Below are 17,559 nucleotides of genomic sequence, written 5' to 3'. Positions count from 1 at the left end.
GCAGCGCGCTTATTCGCGCGCGCGGTCTATCCCGGTCAGAACCGCGGGAATCATGCGCGAAACCGGCGCGGCCACCAAAGGCGGCGCGTGACGGCGGGTATTGCGCAATCCGGGTTCGGGAAGCTGGGCAAGGGCGACCGGGGCACGCGGCGCCTTGGCGGCGACGGCGGCTTCGGTCAGCACGACCTGCAGGCTCGCCACCTGCGAAGCGCGCGCTTCGGCAGGGCCGATCTGCGCGGCAAAGCCCGTCAACAGGGCCAGCAGGGTCAAGAGCAGGCGATTTGCCATGGCGGACCAGATAGGGGGCGCTTGACCCCGTGTCCACACAAGAGAGCGCCGCGCCCCAAATTACGCACGGAAGATCGCCGCAAGACTTCTCCGTTACTTCCCTGATGCAGCGACTCTTGACCTGTCACACCCACGCGCTACGCACCCGCCATGGCCTATCCCACCTCCCCGCTCGCCTCGCCCTTCCCCGCCATGCCGCCGATCGCCGGCGTCACCCCGCACGTCGTGCGCGCCGGGTACAAGGATTGGGGCCGATGCGACCTGACGTATGTGGAACTGGACGAAGGCACGGCCGTCGCCGGTGTGTTCACCAAGAACCTCTGCTGCTCCAGCGAAGTGGAACTCGGCCGTGACAACGTGAAGCAGGGCCAGGCCCGCGCGCTCGTCGTCAACGCGGGCAATTCCAATGCCTTCACCGGCTATCGCGGACGCGAGGCGGTGGAACAGATCATGGACCAGGTCGCCGCCCATATCGGCTGCCCGCGCGAACAGGTCTTCGTCTCCTCCACCGGCGTGATCGGCGTGCCCCTGCCCAAGGACAAGGCGCGCGAAGGCGTGGAAAAGGCCCTCACCGCCGAGCCCTGCTCGTGGGAAGACGTCGCCAACACCATCTCCACCACCGACACTTTCGCCAAGGGCGCGACGGCCACGGCGATGATCGGCGAGACCAAGGTCACCCTCGCCGCCGTCATCAAGGGCTCGGGCATGATCGCGCCGGACATGGCGACGATGCTCGGCTACGTGTTCACCGATGCCGCCGTGGAACCTGCCTTCCTCCAGGAATGCCTCTCCGCCGCGAACTTCCGCACCTTCTCGTGCATCACCGTCGATTCGGACACCTCCACCAGCGACACCGTGCTCGCCTTCGCCACCGGCAAGGCCGGGAATGCGCCGCTTTCGACCATCGCCTCGCCCGGCGCCCATGCCTTTGCCGCCGCGATCCATGACGTCTGCCGCCAGCTCGCCCACCTCGTCGTGCGTGACGGCGAAGGCGCGCAGAAGTTCATCGAAGTGGCCGTTTCCGGCGCCGTCTCGGACGAGAGCGCCCGGAAGGTCGGCATGGCCATCGCCAACTCGCCGCTGGTGAAGACCGCCATCGCCGGTGAAGACGCCAACTGGGGCCGCGTCGTCATGGCCGTAGGCAAGGCAGGCGAACCGGCCGACCGCGACAAGCTCTCGATCGGCTTCGGCGGCACCTGGGCCGCGCGCGAGGGCCTGCCGCTGGCCGACTACGACGAAGCGCCCGTCGCTGCACACCTCAAGGGGCAGGACGTCACCATCGAGGTCGATCTCGGCCTTGGTGAAGGCGCCGCCACCGTGTGGACCTGCGACCTGACCCACGGCTACATCTCGATCAACGCCGACTACAGGAGCTGACGATGGCCGCTCCGCAGTTCACGATCTGGGGTCGCCTCAACTCCCACAACGTCAAGAAAGTCGCCTGGTTCGCCGAGGAGCTGGGCCTCAATTACGTCCGCCACGATATCGGCGGCCAGTTCGGCTATACCGAGGACTACCTCGCCAAGAACCCGAACCGGCTGGTGCCGATGATCGAGGACGGCAAGCTCTCGCTTTGGGAATCGAACGCGATCCTGCGCTACATGGCGGCCGAATATGGCGGCGAGCGCTGGTTTCCCCGCGATCCCATCGACCGCGCCCTGGCCGACCGCTGGATGGACTGGCAGATCACGTATGCCGACGCCCAGCGCGTACCCTTCCTGGCCATGGCCCGCACCCCGCGCGAACAGTGGGACATGCCCGCCATAGCGCGCGACGTGCAGGCCTGCATCGCCCACCTTGCCGTGCTGGAGCGTGCCCTGAGCGAAAAGCCCTGGCTCTCCGGCGGCGTGTTCGGCCTGGGCGACATCCCCATGGGCGTCTACGCCTATACCTGGTTCAGCCTGCCGCTCGACCAGTTCGGGCTGGAGCGCCCCGCATTCCCGGCCCTGACCGAATGGTACGCCCGCATCCGCGCGCGCACGGGCTATGCCCAGCAGGTCATGATCCCGCTCACCTGATCCTCTCTTCGAAAGCCTCCCGCATGATCACGCCCACGCTCAACGCCGCCGTCGAAACGATCATGCGCGAGGTTTCGCGCGATGTGATCCTGCCGCATTACCAGTCGCTTACGGCCGCGCAGATCGTCAGCAAGGCGGTGAACGACGTCGTCACCGTGGCCGATCAGGAAAGCGAGGCAATCCTCACCGAGCGCCTCACCGCCCTGCTCCCCGACGCCTCGGTGGTGGGCGAGGAAGCCACTTTCGCCGACGAGAGCGAACTGTTGAAACTGAAAGACCGGCTCTGCTGGATCGTCGATCCCCTTGACGGCACCAATAACTTCGCCGCCGGAAAGCCCCCCTTCGGCATGCTCATCGCGCTGGCCGACCGGGGCGAGACGCTGGGCGGCTGGATTCTCGATTGCCTCACCGGGCGCTTCTGCCGCGCATCTCTGAACGGCGGCGCCTGGGTCAACGAGGAACGCCTCACCGCCCGCGCCACCGGAGAGCAGCCGCCCGTCGCCGCGATCTCGCTGATCTTCACCGAGGAAGCGCGCCGCGAGCGCCTGCGCACCGAAGTCGCCCCGCACTACCGCATGGTCGACATCCCCCGCTGCGCCGCCGAACAATACCCCCGCCTCGCCCTCGGCCAGAACGATGTGGCGGTGTTCGAACGCACCCTGCCCTGGGACCACGCGGCGGGCGCCCTGTTCCTCGACGAAGCCGGCGGCAAATGCGCCCGCCCCGACGGCACCCCCTACCGCGTCGACCAGTTCGACCGCAAAGGCCTGATCGGCGCCGCCTCGCCCGCCTTGTTCGAAGCGCTCGCCAACCGCTTGTCCGCACTGGAAGATTGAGGGACACTCGCCTGCGATAACGAAAGACCGTCTCGCAGCCGGAGAATCCGAGCGGACCCTATTCGATCGTCACACCCGCGACACGCCAACTGCCGTCCTCTCGCGAGAGGGAGACCGTCTCCACCGCGTTCGCCTTATTAGCGAAACTGGTGCGGAATTTCACGACCTCATACCCCGAAGGCGGGGCCGGAAGGTTCTCCTGACGAAGAAACGTCCGAGAGATCACCGGCCCTAACGGTATGCGCACATTTTGATTGGTTTCGGCCCACACCTGCAACGTATTCAGTTTATGGAAGGCCGAGCCGGTGCCCTCGTAACTTTCCTTCCAATGCCCCTGATCGATCAGGGTCAACCACTGGCGTGCGATCTCAACCACTTCCGAACTGGCAGTCGTGGTCGAAGGAGCAGGTTCGGTGGGCAAGGTCGGCGTGACCTGCGTAACGGTGACGAGCGCCAGAAGGCCAAGAGCAATCGACATGAGCAATACTCCGGTAACGATCCGGGGAGAGCGATCCGCCCGCCCCGCGCCGCCGATCGGCGCACTGGCCTGATCCATCTCCCGCCGCGCCGCGTCATCCCCGATTGCCGTGTCCCCCAAGGAATTGGGGGAAGCCGTCTGCCCGTTTTCGCCTTCCGCATCGAGCAACAGGCGCGCCGCCTCGCGGCTACTCGACACTTCCATCTTGCGCCGTGCTTCGCGAAGGCGCTCGTTGATCGTATGAACGGAAAGCCCCAGGCAGCGCGCGGTCGACTTTGCATCATGGCCGCGCACGATCAGACGGAGGGTCTGTTTTTCCTTCTCGGTAAGCCCCCAGAGAATATCGTTCACCGGCATGTTCATACTCTCTGCGGGTAAGTTCGACGCGCTGCCTTCGCTACCCCAAAAAATCTGTACCCAAGGCGCGGATCAAGGGTTTTCGTTCTCCTCGCTATTTCCGAACCACACGGGCGGTCCTGCTCGCCCCACAAGCAAAAACCCCTCCCGCCTCGCGGCGGAAGGGGTTTTCCTATCCGTCTTGGAACCGGCCGAAGCCGCAGCGAACGCTTAGAGTTCGCCTTCGATCCAGCCCTTCAGCGCGCTCTTGGGAGCGGCGCCGAGCTTCTGGGCGACGGGCTTGCCGTCCTTGAACAGCACCATCAGCGGGATCGACTTCACGCCAATCTCGGCAGGGATGCCGGTGTTGGCCATGATGTCCATCTTGGCGATGGTCACCTGCTCGGAAAGCTCTTCGCTGATCTCTTCCAGAGCGGGGCCGATCATCTTGCACGGGCCGCACCAGTCCGCCCAGAAATCGACGAGCACGGGCTTGTCGGAGTTGAGAACGTCTTGTTCGAAGCTGGCGTCGGTAACAGCGATGGTCGCCATGAATTGAAACTCCTCGGGTATCTCGGTTGAACGCAATCTAGGGACGAATTGCCATGAGGCAACGCTTGCACGGCCATAGGTTTACTGCGGCGGGGAAAAGTCCGGCTTGTGAGCGGCCAGAATATCCGCAGGAACCGCGATCAGGCGCGGCACGGCGGTGTAGAGCAAGGCAACTTCCACGCGTTTTCCCGGGAAGGCCACTTCCAGCGCGGCGGCATAGGCGCCCATCTGGCGCAGCACCCCGCGCGGCACTTGTTCCAGACTTTCGGGCGGGCGGCGCGCGGTCTTGTAGTCGACCAGCCGGACGCGGTCTGGCTCGACCACCAGACGATCGATCGTGCCCGCCACTACCTGCCCGCCGACCACGGCGGCCACCGGGACTTCCGCAAGACTGGCCGGGCCGAATATCTCGGACCACTCGGCATTGCCGAGCACCGCCATGGCGCTGGCCAACATGGCCTCGCGGGCGTCTTCGGCCAAATCGGCAGCGTTGCGCGCGAGCCATTGCCAGCCCGCTTCCTGCCGCAAGTCGGCAGCAACTTGCGGCAGGCGTTCGAGCAGCTTGTGCACCAGAGTGCCACGCCGCAAGGCATCGCGCCCGGCCCCCGGCGGGAACGGCGGATCGGGTGCGTCGTCCTCGCCCAGCGAAGACGGCGCCAGCGGACGGGGCGGGCGCGGCTCCGCAGGTGGCGCGCACTCCAGCCAGCGCGGCAGAGGCTCGCGCAAGGGCAGTTCGACCGCGCGAACTTCCGCCGGGAGCGGCGCCGGCGGCTGCCCGTTCTCGCACCGCGTGCCCCAGATCGCGTCCTCGACGTCCGCCTCGGCCGGGAACAGGGCGCGCAGCCGGGCGTACCAGCTCTTGTCGGCCGGGCCGTCCTTGTCGCGCCGCCCCAGCGCGCCGCCGATGAACAACGCCTCCTCGGCGCGGGTCATGGCGACGTAGAGCAGGCGCCAATGCTCCTGCTCGTCGCCCTCGCGGTTCTCCGCGATTCGCGCGGCGATACGGCCGACCTTCTCGTCCTTGGACAGGGGCGGCAGCGGCACCTTGCGCCGCTCGTCGCGCGGATCGGCCAGGTCGAAACCGCGTTCGCGCGCAGCTTCGGGGTTGCCGGTCGCGTCGGCCAGGATGACGATGGGCGCCTGCAAGCCCTTCGAGCCGTGGACGGTCATCACGCGCACCAGGCCCGAGGCGGCATCGGCCTCGCGCTTCAGTTCTCCGTCGCCGGCATCGAACCAGGCCAGGAACCCGGCGAGGCTGGGCGTATCGGTGGCGACATAGGCCTGGGCGGCATTGACGAGTTCGTCGATGGGATCGTTGGCCTCGCTGCCGAGCCGGGCGACCAGCTTGCGCCGCCCCTGCCACGGCCCGACGAGCAGCCAGTGCAACATGGCCTGCGGCGGCGCGAAGTCGGCCAGGGCCAGCAGATCGCCGAGTTGCTGCAGCACCGCCGCGATCTCGGGACCGGAACCGGCGCGCAAGTGTTCCCAGAGATGCCTGTGCCGGTCGCGATAGGCGTGGCGCAGCAATTGCTCCTGGCTCCAACCGACCAGCGGGGATACCAGCAGCGCGGCGAGGTTGAGATCGTCGAGCGGCTGCACCGCGAAACGCAGCGCCGCAATCAGGTCCTTCACGGCCAGCGGCGCACCCAGGCGCAGACGGTCGACGCCGGCCACCGGCACGCCGGCCGCGTGAAGCCGCGCAACGATCAGCCCCGCAAGTTCCTTGCGCTGGCGCACCAGCACCATCACGTCGCCCGCACCCGCACGGCGCGGCTTGCCCTTGTTCAGCGTGAAGCCCGGCCCCGAGGGGTCGAGCCATTCGCGGACCTGCTGCGCGATGCGTTCCGCCATCTGCCGGTCCGGGCGGGAGAGCCAGTTGGGCTGCTGCCCGTCATGCTCCTCCGCGCCCTCGTCATCTGCCAGCGGCGCGTCGTCGTCTTCGCCGATCTGCTCCGAGACAGGCTGCCACAATGCGACATAGCCCGGACGCTCCTGCCCGACATGGGGCTCGGCCGGACGATCGAGGCCGAAGCTGGCATGGCCGATGCCGGCAATGGCCTCGTCCACGAAGTCGAGCACGCGCTGCGCCGTGCGGAAGCTGCGGTCCAGCCCGAGTTCCACCAATGGCCGCGCGGACAGGTTGCTGCGCAGCATATCGGCGTTTTCAGCCGCTTCGCGCATCTTGCCCCGCACGCGGTCGGCCGCACGGCGGAAGTTCTCGGGGCTGGTGCCCTGGAACCGGAAGATCGCCTGCTTGTAATCGCCCACGACGAACAGGGTGCGCAGCAAGGGGGGCTGCCCGTGTCGATCCCCGTGTTCCACGGCATGTTGACGCTCGTGCTGGCCCAGCCCGGCCCAGAACTCCTCCGCCATGGCGAAGACGATGTCCCACTGCGCGGCATTGGTGTCCTGCGCCTCATCGACCAGGATATGATCGAAACGGCGATCCAGCTTGTAGCGGATCCAGTCCGCCGAAGCCTGACCGCGCAGAAGATCGGCGGCGCGGCGGATCTGGTCGTCGAAGTCGATCAGGCCTTCGCGCTGCTTGGCCTCGTCCCAGGCAAGCGCGAAAGCCCGGCCGAGCCGCAATGCCGGCACGAGCCGCTCGGCCAGACCGAGCAGCGCCTTGACCTCGCGAATGCGGGCAAGTCCCTCGCCGACGCGCAAGGCATAACCCTCGTAGTCGGGATCGCGCTTGGACAAGTGGTTGAGGCTGCGAACCGAATCGTCCTTGGTGAACAGCGCGGCATGGACATCGTCGATACCCTCCGCCCGGCGCGCCGCAGACTGGGTGAGCCAGGGCACCAGCACGTCGGTTGCCTTGTGGGCGGTAGCCGTGTTCCAATCGGCCAGGACTTCGCAGCACCGGCGCAGCGAGCGCACATCGAAGCCATCGTCCGCACACATTTCCGCGAGCAGGTCATCTCCGGCGTCGGCGGGCAGTCCCAGCAGGCGCAGGACATGGCTGCGGATGTCGCCCGCCTGCCACGATCCCGGGCCGAACCAGGCCTCGCGCGCACCGGCGCAGCGCAGCAGGAACTCGACGACCGAATCCGGCCCGTGCCGCAGCGAAAGCTGGGCGATGGCTTCCAGCAGCGGCGCACCGTCGAAAGGATCATTCTCGGCCGCGACCAGCAGATCGGCCAAGACCTGCCGTGCCAGCAGGGCGCGCTCGCGGTCCTCCATCGGCCGGGCGCCCGGCACCAGCTCCGCCTCCAGCGGGAACGTCGCCAGCAGCCACTGCGAGAAGGCGTGGATGGTGTCGATCCGAAGCCCCCCGCCCGGACTGTCGAGCACCGCGGTGAACAGCGTGCGCGCACGGGCGCGCGTGTCCGGATCGGTCGGCGCGCCGATCGCGTCGAGCCGCTGGAACAGCTGGGTATCTTCCAGCCGCACCCATTCGGCCAGGGTGCCGTTGATGCGCGCGGCCATTTCGGTGGCGCCGGCCTTGGTGAACGTAAGGCACAATACCTGGGACGGCTCCACCCCCTCCTGCAGCAGGAGGCGCAGCACGCGGGAAGACAGCACTTGCGTCTTGCCCGTGCCCGCCGAGGCCGAGAGCCAGACGGTATCGCGCGGATTGACCGCCAGCATCTGGTTGCCGTGCAGCGGATGGACGGCGGCAGGACCGCTCATGCCTCCTCCTCCGTGGCGCTGCCCGGCACGCGTTCACGGCTGCCGAGCGAGGTGATCCATTCATCGAGACGCATCAGCTGGTCGTAATCGGCATAGGACCCGAGTTCGGGGTTGAGACGCGCGGTGAAAGGCTCGTTGCCGAGGATCCAGCGGTCCAGTGCATCGTTCAGGTAGCGCTCGGTTTCCGGCAGGAAATCGTCCGGCTCGATCCCGGAGCGGCGCTTGCCGACCTTGAGCGGGGTGGCGGCGTAGCCGAACTGGTTCTTGTCCTTGGCCATCGACCAGTATTCGAAGCCCCCCGCCTCGCCTTCGATCTCACGGCCCTGCATGTCCTTGAAACCGCCGGCTTCGGCGATCAGCGCGATCAGGCCAAGCTGGAGCGCGAAACCTTCCTCCACTCGCCGCGGAGTGGGCGGTGAGCCGGTCTTGTAGTCGACCACGGCCAGCGTCCCGTCGGCCTGGCGGTCGATGCGGTCGGCGCGGCCGTGGATACGGATGTCGCGGTGGCGCATGTCGCCCCAGGCCTCGCTCGCCACCACGCGCCGCCCCTCGGTCTTGTGCCGCAGCACGAGGTCGCGAAAGGTGTCGAGCGCGGCCGAGAGACGCGGCCACCACAGCGCGCGCATCAGCGGATGCGCGTTCTTCTCGGTCAGCACGGACTGGGCAATCGTGTGCAGCCCGTCGACCGGCTCACCCGCCTTGTGCCAGTCCTCCAGGATCTTGTGCGCCACTTCGCCCTTCCACGCCGCGCTCGGTTCGGCATCGAGCGCGTCGAGCTTGCGGAGGCGCAGGATCGCATTGGCGTAGAATTCGTAGGGATCGCCCCGCAGGCGGTCCAGCCCGGTGACCGCCAGGTCGACGCGGCGCTGCTCGGGCGCCGGCATCGGCTGCGGCCGAGGGTGCGGCGGCACCGGTGCGGCATCGTCCAGCATGCGCGCCAGGCGCAGCGCCTCGGCTTCGATATGACGCTCGCCCTGCTCGCCGAGCAGCGCCTTGACCCGCAGCACGAAGCGCGAGGGGATCACCGGCCCCCCGGCGTCGCGCAAGGCCCAGCTCAGCACCACGTCCGGCGCTCCCAACGCGGCGGCCAGATCGTGCGCGGCAAGGCCGATGCGGAAATCGGCCCCCGGCACGCCGAGCGCGCGCAGCACGGCAGGCGGCAACAGGGCGTCCTGCGAGGGGGAAGCAGGCCAGATGCCTTCCACCAGCCCCCCGCAAATGACCAGGTCGGCGCGGCTCATCCGCGCTTCCAGCAGGCCGTAGATCGCCACGCGCGGATGGCCGCCCCAGGGCGGGCGCACCGAGACGCGGTCCATCGCATCGCGCAGCATGGCGTGAAGTTCGCGCGGATCGAACAGCGTTCCCGCAGAACCGGCCGCCGCGCGCAGTTCCTCGACCAGGGCGCTCAGTGCCCGGCCGTCGGGACCGCCCCAGATCGCTTCGCCGCACATCGCCTCGGCCGCGTCAGCAAGCCTTCCCAGCATGAAGTCCAGCGGATCGCCTTCGCTCAGCGCGAAAAGCGGCGCGAGCATCGCCTCGACCTCGCCCCACCAACCTTCCAGCTTCTCCTGCACCGCCAGTTCGGCCAGGGCGGCAAGACCGGCCCCGGGGCGCGGCCCGCGCAGTGCCAGGTCCAGTCGGCGGGCATTCTCGAGCCAGCGGGCACGGCCTTCGCCGCCCCCTGCCAGCGGATGGACCAGCAGGGCGATCAGCGGCACGGGCGCGGCCTGCTCCGCCATCACTTCGGCCAGCAGCAGCAGCAGGCGGCCAGAGGCGGTCTGCGCGAGCGGGCGTCCTGCGGTGTCGTCCGCCTCGATGCCCCAGCGGGTGAGATGGGCGACGACCCGCCCCGCAAGCCCGCGGTCGGGCGTAATCAGCGCCACGCGGCGTTCCGGGACTTCCAGCGCCTGGCGCACCAGCACCGCGATGGCCTGGGCTTCCTGCTCGGGATGAGTGCTTTCCATCAGCCGCACCCCGGCCAGCCGTCGCTTTTCGGGACCAAGCGCGACCCAGGCCGCCGATGCGCGGGGGGGCAGGAACAAGTTGGAAATCACGGTGCTGCGCTCGGCCGGCGAGGCGCCCAGCCCCGAACGGTGCCAATGCGCTACTTCCTCGCGCGAAATGCCCATGCGATTGAGCAGCAGCTTGAGGTGATATTGCGGATGGGTGACGGCATCGCCCCGGCCGAACGGCGGATCGTCCGGACTGTCGGGACGCCCCGCCGTGCCGAGTTCGTCCCAGACTTCCGGCGGCAGGGAAAGATCGAAATCGGGCAGGACCACGCTGCCGCCGGGCAATTCGCTGACCACGCGCAGCAATCTTGCCAGCGAAGGTGAGGCACTGGTCACACCGGCCGCTACGATGGGATAGGCCAGCGGCGAGGCCTGCCATTCGCGGGCGGCGTGCTCGAACAGGAGGTTGCGGCGTTCCGGCGCGTCGATCTCGCCGCGCTCGGCCAGTTCCGCGATCCAGTGCTGCTGCACTTTCAGGAACGTGCGCGTATTGTCGGTCCAGTGGCCGGCCAGATCGCCGACGATGCCGATCACCCGTTCGCTCATCAGGTCGATCGGGGCGATGCCTTCCACCAGCAGGCGGTCCATCGTACGCCCCAGTTCCCAGGCGCGGCGCAGCAGGGCGGCGCCCTTTCCGGCCTCGGCGCCCTCTACCTCGCGCAGGAAGTGAGCGATGCGGAGCCAGCGCCGGGTCGGATCGGCCGCGGGCGGGATGTCCGAGGCACCCAGCGGATCGAGCAAGGGCCCCAGCGTCTCGTCCAGATCGAGATCGCCCACCACCACCATGCGCGGCAGCAGCAGACCCGGCTTGTCGGTCGTGCCGGAAAAGCGCACGAAAGCCTCGGTCACCGTGCGGACCGTGCGGCGGCTTGGCAGCAGCAGCGTCAGCCGCGCCAGGCCGAGTTCACCTTCGGAGTAACGCGGCACCAATCCCGCCACCAGGGCATCTGCGAAGCCGCGGTGAGCGGCAATCGAGAATACGCGCGGCCCTCTCTTGTCGGGCCCCGCCCTGTCAGGCACGGGTCAGCCATTCCTCGGTGGGCTTGATCGCGGTCGGCTCGCCCACTTCGAACCAGAGCCCGGTATGGGAAATGCCGTAGAGGCGCCCTTCCCCGATGGCGCGGTTCCACAGCACGTTGGTCGAGAACGGTCCTTCCGGCGCATCGCGCAGGAGACGCTTCGACACGATCTGGATGCCCGAATAGATGAAGGGCGCGATGCGGCCCTGCTTGCGGCGGGCAATGCGCCCTGCGGGATCGAGATGAAAGTCGCCTTCGCCCCGATAATTCACCGCGCGCGGATGCGAGACGAGCAAGAGCAGTGCATCCATGATTTCCGGGTTCCAGGCCCGCGAAAGCTCGTGGAACACGTCTTCCGGTCCGTCGAGCCAGATATTGTCGCTGTTGAGGCAGAAGAACGTCTCGGGCAGCAGCGGCGCAGCCTTGACCATGCCGCCGCCGGTTTCCAGCAGACGTTCGCGCTCGTCCGACACGGTGACCTGCGGCCCCTTGTGGCGGGCCTTGAAGTGGCCTTCCAGCGCGTCGGCAAGGTAATGGACATTGACCACCGCCTTCTCGACCCCGGCCGCATCGAGTTTGTCGAGCGCATGGTCAATCAGCGACTTGCCGGCGACGCGCACCAGCGGCTTGGGCTGGGTGGCAGTCAGCGGCCGCATTCGCTTGCCGAGGCCGGCGGAGAGCACCATGGCCGTATCGCTGGCCAGCTTCACTTCGTTCATACCGCGTAGCTCCCGCCATTGGCGTCGCGCAAATGGGCGGGGATATTGGCATCGAACCAGCGCGCGACCGGCTCCAGTGCCGGATGCGCCAGGTCGCGTTCGAGCATCGCCCAGACGCGGGGGATCAGTTCCAGATAACGCGACTTGCCGTCACGCCGCCAGAGACGCACGAAAATGCCGATGATCTTGGTGTTCCGCTGCGCACCGAGGCGGGCATAGTCCGCCAGGAACGTCTCGGGATCGGCATCGGTGGCCTGGATGTAATGGTCGAACATCTCGGCCTCCAGTTCGGGCGAGACATCGCGGCGCGCGTCCTGCAGCAGCGAGACCAGATCGTAGGCGGGATGGCCGATCAGCGCGTCCTGGAAATCAAGCAGGCCCTGCTTTTCCAGCGCGCCGAGCAGCATGATGTTTTCGGCGTGGTAATCGCGCAGCACGGTCACGCCCGGGCGCTGGCGAGGCAGCAGTTCACCCATCACCGCTTCCCAGGCGGCGGTGAAGCCCGCGGAATCGACGTAGAGGTTCTGCGCCGTGCAGTACCAGTCGATGAACAGGCGCACCTCGCGCTGATACTCGCTCATCGAATAGTCGAGGAAAGGCCCCGGCGGCAGCTGGCGGAGCTGCGCCAGCACGTCCACGGCGCCCCGGTAGACGGCCACTTCGTCGTCCTGCCACTGGTCGAGATAGTCGCGCATCCGTGCGTGGCCGAAGTCCTCGATCAGCACGAGCCCGCGTTCCGCCCAGTCCGCCAGGATGCGCGGCGCGCGCAGCCCATTGGCATCGAGCCAGCGCGCGGCGCGCAGGAACGGCGTGGGATCCTCGTTGGGCGGCGGCGCATCCATCAGCATCGCCGTTTCGCCATCCGCGCGGGTAACGCGGAAATAACGCCGGAACGAAGCGTCCCCGGCAAGCGGTTCGACGGCGGCGCCTGCCCATCCGGCGTCGGCCAGGAAGGGTTCGAGGTCCTCGGGAAGGTTCGCTGGGTTCGTGCTCATTTCGGGATTCGCCCTAGAGCATTTTCAAGTCGGGTGGAAACACCTGACGACTCGGAAAATGCGACAAACAAACAACGGTGATCGCTGTTCCGATAAAATCAGAACCCAAGGCGATCCCGCCAATCGGGCCCCGGCTCGACAATGGCGGTCCGCCCGTCGCCCGCAACTTCCAGCGTGATCGAGAGACAGGCCGGCTCATGGGCGAAGCCGCCCGCATGATCGGGCCACTCGGCGAGCAGCACGGCGCCCTGCCGATAGTCGTCCAACCCGATCTCATCGGCCTCGGACGGATCCTGGAGCCGGTAGAAATCGGCATGGACCAGCGGCAGGCGCACGCCCGGACGGCCGGAATCGGGCTGGCCTGCAGGAGACACGTCGCCCTGCGGCGGATCGTAGACCTCGATGATGGCAAAGCTCGGCGACGGCACTTCGCCTTCGTGCCCAAGGGCGGCGATGATGGCGCGGGCGAGCGTTGTCTTGCCCGCGCCGAGACCGCCGGTGAGGGCGACGACGTCATCGGGGCGCAGCCGGTCGGCAATGGCGCGGCCGAAGCGTTCCATCGCGGCAAGGTCGGGCAATGCAATCTTCACGGAAGCTCCACCAGCGCGCTGGTACCTTGGCCGGGCTCCGAAGCGAGGCGCAGCGCGCCGCCATGCGCCTCGACCAGTTGGCGCGCGAGCGGCAGGCCAAGGCCCTGGCTGCGCTCCACCGACTTGCCGTCGGCGCTGGCCTTCATGCCGTCAAGCGCCAGGGCCACGCTGCGGCTGTCCATCCCCGCCCCCTGGTCCTGGACCAGGATCTGGAGCCATTCCCCGTCACCCGACTTGCGGCGGCCGAGCTGCACCAGGATGCGCTGGCCCTGCCGGGAAGCGGCAATGGCATTGTCGACGAGATGGCCGACGGCCCGCGCAAGCCGCTTGCGATCGCCGGAAATCGGCCGCAGCAGGCCGCTCGCCTGAAGATCCAGCACCAGCCCCGCCTTCTGGAGCCGCGACGCGCGCTCCTCCACCACGGAGCGGATGAAGGGCATCGGGTCGATCTCTTCCTTCTTCAGCGGCAGCAGCCCCGCTTCGCCCTGCGAAAGATCCAGCAGGCTGTCGATATGATCGCCCAGCGCTTCCACGGAAGTGAGGATCGCCTCGATATATTCGCGCCCGCTGTCCGAAAGCTCGCCGCCGACGCCCGCCTCCAGCAGTTCGGCGAAACCGCCGATCGAGGTGAGCGGCGTGCGCAGTTCGTAGCTCATCTTGGCAAGGAACCGGGTCTTGATCGTATCCGCCTCGATCAGCGCCGCATTGCTCTCGCGCAGCGCGGCCTCGGCCTTCTGCGAATCGGTAATGTCGAGCACGGCCAGCAGCCCGTTGCCATCGGGCAGCGGCACGCCCGCGAACTCCAGCATGCGCCCGTCGGCCAGCGCGATGCGGCCGCCCTTCTGCGCCCGGTCCAGCGTGGCGGTGCGCATGACGCTGCCCACCGTCTCCGCTTCGGCCGGCCGCTTGAGGCGCGGCGCGATCTTCTTGAGCAGGTCCTGCATATGCGGATGGGTGTCGAGAAAGTCGCTGTCGAGCCCCCAGTCGGCGGCGAAGCGGCGGTTCCAGATCTGCATGCGCCCGTCCGGCGCGAAGACCGCAATCGATTCGAACAGACTGTCGAACGTGGCCGTGCGGGTGCGCAGCAGGGTATCGCGCACGGCCGACAGGCGCAGCTGCTCGGTGCGGTCCTCGGCGATCAGCATCAGCCCGCCATCGGGCACCGGCTGGGCGACGATGCGCAAGTGCGTGCCGTCCGCCAGGGTCCAGGCTTCCTCGCTCGCTTCACCCGAAGCGAACCAGGCCGCCTTCTCACGGCGCCAGGCGGGGAAATCGCGCGCTTCGGGCACGCGCCCGGCATCGCGCGCGGCATCGAGCAGGCGCTCGAAGGCAGGAAGATCCTGCATGGCCTGCGCCGAGAGCTTGAACAGGCGCTGGAACGGCTGGTTGGCGAACGTCAGGCGTTTCTTGGCGTCGAACTGGGCCACGCCTGCCGAAAGCTGATCGAGCAACCCGCGCTGCGCCTCGCGGAAAGCGCGGAACGAGCGCGACATTTCCTCAAGGTCCTCGATATCGACCGCGTATCCCGCGACCCCGTCCTCGCCCAGGGGCAGGTCGCTGACGCGCATCGCGCGGCGCTGGCCGTTGATCGTGGTCGAGACGATGCGCTGGATCGGCGAGCCCTTGTCGGCCGCGACGCGCGCGACTTGCGCCGGGGTGAGGCCATCGACGTTCTCGACCAGTTCGGTCCCGCTGGCCACGACGCCTTGCGCGCTGTCGCCGCCGACCGCGGCGACATAAGCCGAATTGACCAGTTGCAGTTCGCCGTCCGGACGGCGGAACCACATCGGCATCGGCGCCGCCTCGATCAGCGAGACCAGCGCGGTGAAATCCCCCCTCGCCCGCGAAGCTTCGTCGCGCAGGCGGGTGAGTTCGGTCTCGCTGTCGGAAAAGTCGAAGACCCAGACCAGCGCGGCGCCGCCGGGCGAGACTTGCGGGTCGGCCAGATGCCCCCGCAGCGCCAGCGACCGGGTGGAACCGCGCGGAGTCAGCACCATGCGAAAGGGCGTCGCGGTCTTCTGGGTGCGGCGTACGGCCTCGGTCAGCTCTTCCAGCTTCTCTGCCGGCAAGCCCCGCTCGCCCGTGTCGAGTTCGGACAGGAACTGCGGCACTTCGTCCAGCCCCAGCCACTGCGCCAGGCGCGGACTGGCTTCGATTCGCCCGTCGGAGCGGACAAGCAGCGGAGATGCGGGCGATTCCTCGACCATGCGGCCAAGGCGCCGCGCGGAGCGAAGCTGGTTTTCAGCCCGCTTCTGTCGGCTGCGCGCCGTAAGCACGGCCCAGGCCGCCGCCAGCATCCAGGCAGCGAGCAGGAGACCGATCAGGAGGGGTACGAGGCGATCCTGGTCCATTCACCAACGGCTATGCTTGTCCCGGCTCGCAAAGACAATGGGGAGAACGTCTGTGTTTAGTACGCCTTCGACATCCGTCGAAGGCTTGCGGCACCGGCCCACGCCCCCACCCGACCTCCCACTAGCGTATCCTGATGGGAGGTCGGGTGGGGGCGTGGGCCGGTGCCGCATAGGGAATGCCCGAATGGGCATTCCCTACCGAAAGCATCAATAACGGTAGTGGTCCGGCTTGAACGGACCGGCTTCCGGCACGCCGATGTAGTCGGCCTGCTTCTTCGAAAGCTTGGTGAGCTTCACGCCCAGCTTTTCGAGGTGCAGCGCGGCGACCTTCTCGTCGAGGTGCTTGGGCAGCACATAGACTTCGTTCTTGTATTCGTCGTTTTTGACGAAGAGTTCGATCTGCGCGAGCGTCTGGTTGGTGAAGCTCGACGACATGACGAAGCTGGGGTGGCCGGTGGCGCAGCCCAGGTTCACCAGGCGGCCCTTGGCGAGCACGATGATCTGCTTGCCGTCCGGGAAGGTGACCAGGTCGGTGCCCGGCTTGACTTCCTTCCAGTCGTAGTTGTCGAGCGCCGAGATCTGGATCTCGCTGTCGAAGTGGCCGATGTTGCAGACGATCGCCTTGTCGCGCATCGCTTCCATGTGCTCGCCGGTGATGACGGCTTCGTTGCCGGTAGCGGTCACGAAGATGTCACAGCGCTTCACGGCGTCTTCCATGGTGACGACTTCATAGCCTTCCATGGCGGCCTGAAGGGCGCAGATCGGGTCGATTTCGGTGACCATCACGCGGGCGCCGCCGTTGCGGAGCGAGGCAGCCGAACCCTTGCCGACGTCGCCGAAGCCGGCAACGCAAGCGACCTTGCCGGCCAGCATCACGTCGGTGGCGCGGCGGATCGCGTCGACCAGCGATTCCTTGCAGCCATAGAGGTTGTCGAACTTCGACTTGGTGACCGAATCGTTCACGTTGATCGCGGGGAACGGCAGCTTGCCGTCCTTGGCGAGGTGGTAAAGGCGGTGAACGCCGGTGGTGGTTTCTTCCGAAACGCCCTTGATGGCCTTGACCGAAGCGGTCAGGTAGCCCGGCTTCGCCTTGAGGAAGGCGTTCAGCGCGCGGACGAATTCGATTTCTTCGGCGTTGGTGGGCTCGAACAGCGGCTCACCGGCTTCGACGCGGGCGCCCCAGAGCGCGAACATGGTGGCATCGCCGCCATCGTCGAGGATGAGGTTGGCAGTGAGGTCAGGGTTCTCTTCGGTCGACCAGTCGAAGATCTTGCCGACGTAGTCCCAGTAATCGGCCAGCGATTCACCCTTGATCGCGTAGACCGGGATACCGGCAGCAGCGATGGCGGCGGCAGCGTGGTCCTGGGTCGAGAAGATGTTGCAGGTGGCCCAGCGCACGTCGGCACCGAGCGCGACCAGCGTCTCGATCAGCACGGCGGTCTGGATCGTCATATGCAGCGAGCCGGTGATGCGCGCGCCCTTGAGCGGCTGCGAAGCGCCGAATTCCTCGCGCAGCGCCATCAGGCCCGGCATTTCGGTTTCGGCGATGTTGATCTCGGTGCGGCCGAAATCGGCAAGCGAGATATCGGTAATGGCGTAGTCGTGGGCGATCTGGGCAGTGGCCACGGGAAGCTCCTGGTACGTTGGACGTTGCGTGGAGACGCCGAACGGCAAAGCCCGGCGTCTCGAATGCATGGTCCCTACCCCGTCAGCTTTCGCGACGCAAATA

Annotated in this window: 13 protein-coding genes; 3 read left to right on the top strand and 10 right to left on the bottom strand. The window is 67.4% G+C overall.

Translation table 11 applies throughout. The features are described from left to right. Positions 1–9 precede the first annotated feature (9 nt). On the bottom strand, positions 10–288 hold the full coding sequence (locus tag EDF58_RS01635; RefSeq protein WP_132262108.1) for a hypothetical protein: 279 nt from the start codon (positions 286–288) through the stop codon (positions 10–12). A 150-nt stretch (positions 289–438) separates the two neighbouring features. Between EDF58_RS01635 and argJ the strand changes: the two genes are divergently transcribed. Genes argJ through EDF58_RS01620 form a run of 3 tightly spaced genes read left to right on the top strand, consistent with a single transcriptional unit; the run spans position 439 to position 3,142 of the window. After that, positions 439–1,665: a bifunctional glutamate N-acetyltransferase/amino-acid acetyltransferase ArgJ gene (gene argJ / locus EDF58_RS01630; protein WP_132262106.1), complete on the top strand. Its 1,227-nt coding sequence runs from the start codon at positions 439–441 to the stop codon at positions 1,663–1,665. 2 nt (positions 1,666–1,667) lie between these two features. Beyond that, a complete protein-coding gene (locus EDF58_RS01625; RefSeq protein ID WP_132262105.1) occupies positions 1,668–2,306 on the top strand; it encodes a glutathione S-transferase family protein in 639 nt (212 codons plus the stop codon). 23 nt (positions 2,307–2,329) lie between these two features. Beyond that, positions 2,330–3,142, top strand: a complete 813-nt coding sequence (locus EDF58_RS01620; protein WP_132262103.1) for an inositol monophosphatase family protein — start codon at positions 2,330–2,332, stop codon at positions 3,140–3,142. A gap of 58 nt (positions 3,143–3,200) precedes the next feature. Here EDF58_RS01620 and EDF58_RS01615 read toward each other — a convergent pair whose 3' ends face one another. The 9 genes from EDF58_RS01615 to ahcY form a co-directional block, all read right to left on the bottom strand. Then, the gene (locus EDF58_RS01615; RefSeq protein ID WP_132262101.1) at positions 3,201–3,983 is read right to left on the bottom strand and encodes a DUF4019 domain-containing protein; all 783 of its coding nucleotides are present in this window, start codon (positions 3,981–3,983) and stop codon (positions 3,201–3,203) included. A 204-nt stretch (positions 3,984–4,187) separates the two neighbouring features. Beyond that, the gene (gene trxA, locus EDF58_RS01610) at positions 4,188–4,508 is read right to left on the bottom strand and encodes a thioredoxin (RefSeq protein WP_132262099.1); all 321 of its coding nucleotides are present in this window, start codon (positions 4,506–4,508) and stop codon (positions 4,188–4,190) included. Between the two features lie 81 nt (positions 4,509–4,589). After that, a complete protein-coding gene (gene addA / locus EDF58_RS01605) occupies positions 4,590–8,144 on the bottom strand; it encodes a double-strand break repair helicase AddA (RefSeq protein ID WP_132262097.1) in 3,555 nt (1,184 codons plus the stop codon). Then, positions 8,141–11,176: a PD-(D/E)XK nuclease family protein gene (locus tag EDF58_RS01600; RefSeq protein ID WP_243654033.1), complete on the bottom strand. Its 3,036-nt coding sequence runs from the start codon at positions 11,174–11,176 to the stop codon at positions 8,141–8,143. Before EDF58_RS01600 ends, addA begins: the two co-directional genes overlap by 4 nt. Next, positions 11,169–11,894: a nucleotidyltransferase family protein gene (locus EDF58_RS01595; protein ID WP_132262095.1), complete on the bottom strand. Its 726-nt coding sequence runs from the start codon at positions 11,892–11,894 to the stop codon at positions 11,169–11,171. Before EDF58_RS01595 ends, EDF58_RS01600 begins: the two co-directional genes overlap by 8 nt. Next, on the bottom strand, positions 11,891–12,889 hold the full coding sequence (locus EDF58_RS01590) for a phosphotransferase (protein ID WP_132262093.1): 999 nt from the start codon (positions 12,887–12,889) through the stop codon (positions 11,891–11,893). Before EDF58_RS01590 ends, EDF58_RS01595 begins: the two co-directional genes overlap by 4 nt. Before the next feature lie 98 nt (positions 12,890–12,987). After that, complete coding sequence (locus EDF58_RS01585; RefSeq protein WP_132262091.1) at positions 12,988–13,479, bottom strand: tRNA (adenosine(37)-N6)-threonylcarbamoyltransferase complex ATPase subunit type 1 TsaE; 492 nt, start codon at positions 13,477–13,479, stop codon at positions 12,988–12,990. After that, on the bottom strand, positions 13,476–15,830 hold the full coding sequence (locus EDF58_RS01580; RefSeq protein WP_132262090.1) for a PAS domain-containing sensor histidine kinase: 2,355 nt from the start codon (positions 15,828–15,830) through the stop codon (positions 13,476–13,478). The genes EDF58_RS01585 and EDF58_RS01580 overlap by 4 nt, the downstream gene beginning before the upstream one ends. A 207-nt stretch (positions 15,831–16,037) precedes the next feature. Then, a complete protein-coding gene (ahcY, locus tag EDF58_RS01575; protein ID WP_207912788.1) occupies positions 16,038–17,456 on the bottom strand; it encodes an adenosylhomocysteinase in 1,419 nt (472 codons plus the stop codon). Positions 17,457–17,559 lie beyond the last annotated feature (103 nt).

The organism is Novosphingobium sp. PhB57 (assembly GCF_004342985.1).
In the GTDB taxonomy this organism is placed as follows: domain Bacteria; phylum Pseudomonadota; class Alphaproteobacteria; order Sphingomonadales; family Sphingomonadaceae; genus Novosphingobium.
The sequence above is the reverse complement of the archived record's forward strand: the minus strand, read 5'-3'. Positions and strand labels throughout refer to the sequence as shown.

Coding starts and splice junctions, on each gene's coding strand:
- EDF58_RS01595 (WP_132262095.1), bottom strand. CDS start 11,894: ATGAACGAAGTGAAGCTGGCCAGCGATACGGCCATGGTGCTCTCCGCC.
- EDF58_RS01580 (WP_132262090.1), bottom strand. CDS start 15,830: ATGGACCAGGATCGCCTCGTACCCCTCCTGATCGGTCTCCTGCTCGCT.
- trxA (WP_132262099.1), bottom strand. CDS start 4,508: ATGGCGACCATCGCTGTTACCGACGCCAGCTTCGAACAAGACGTTCTC.
- EDF58_RS01615 (WP_132262101.1), bottom strand. CDS start 3,983: ATGAACATGCCGGTGAACGATATTCTCTGGGGGCTTACCGAGAAGGAA.
- EDF58_RS01620 (WP_132262103.1), top strand. CDS start 2,330: ATGATCACGCCCACGCTCAACGCCGCCGTCGAAACGATCATGCGCGAG.
- EDF58_RS01635 (WP_132262108.1), bottom strand. CDS start 288: ATGGCAAATCGCCTGCTCTTGACCCTGCTGGCCCTGTTGACGGGCTTT.
- EDF58_RS01590 (WP_132262093.1), bottom strand. CDS start 12,889: ATGAGCACGAACCCAGCGAACCTTCCCGAGGACCTCGAACCCTTCCTG.
- EDF58_RS01625 (WP_132262105.1), top strand. CDS start 1,668: ATGGCCGCTCCGCAGTTCACGATCTGGGGTCGCCTCAACTCCCACAAC.
- argJ (WP_132262106.1), top strand. CDS start 439: ATGGCCTATCCCACCTCCCCGCTCGCCTCGCCCTTCCCCGCCATGCCG.
- addA (WP_132262097.1), bottom strand. CDS start 8,144: ATGAGCGGTCCTGCCGCCGTCCATCCGCTGCACGGCAACCAGATGCTG.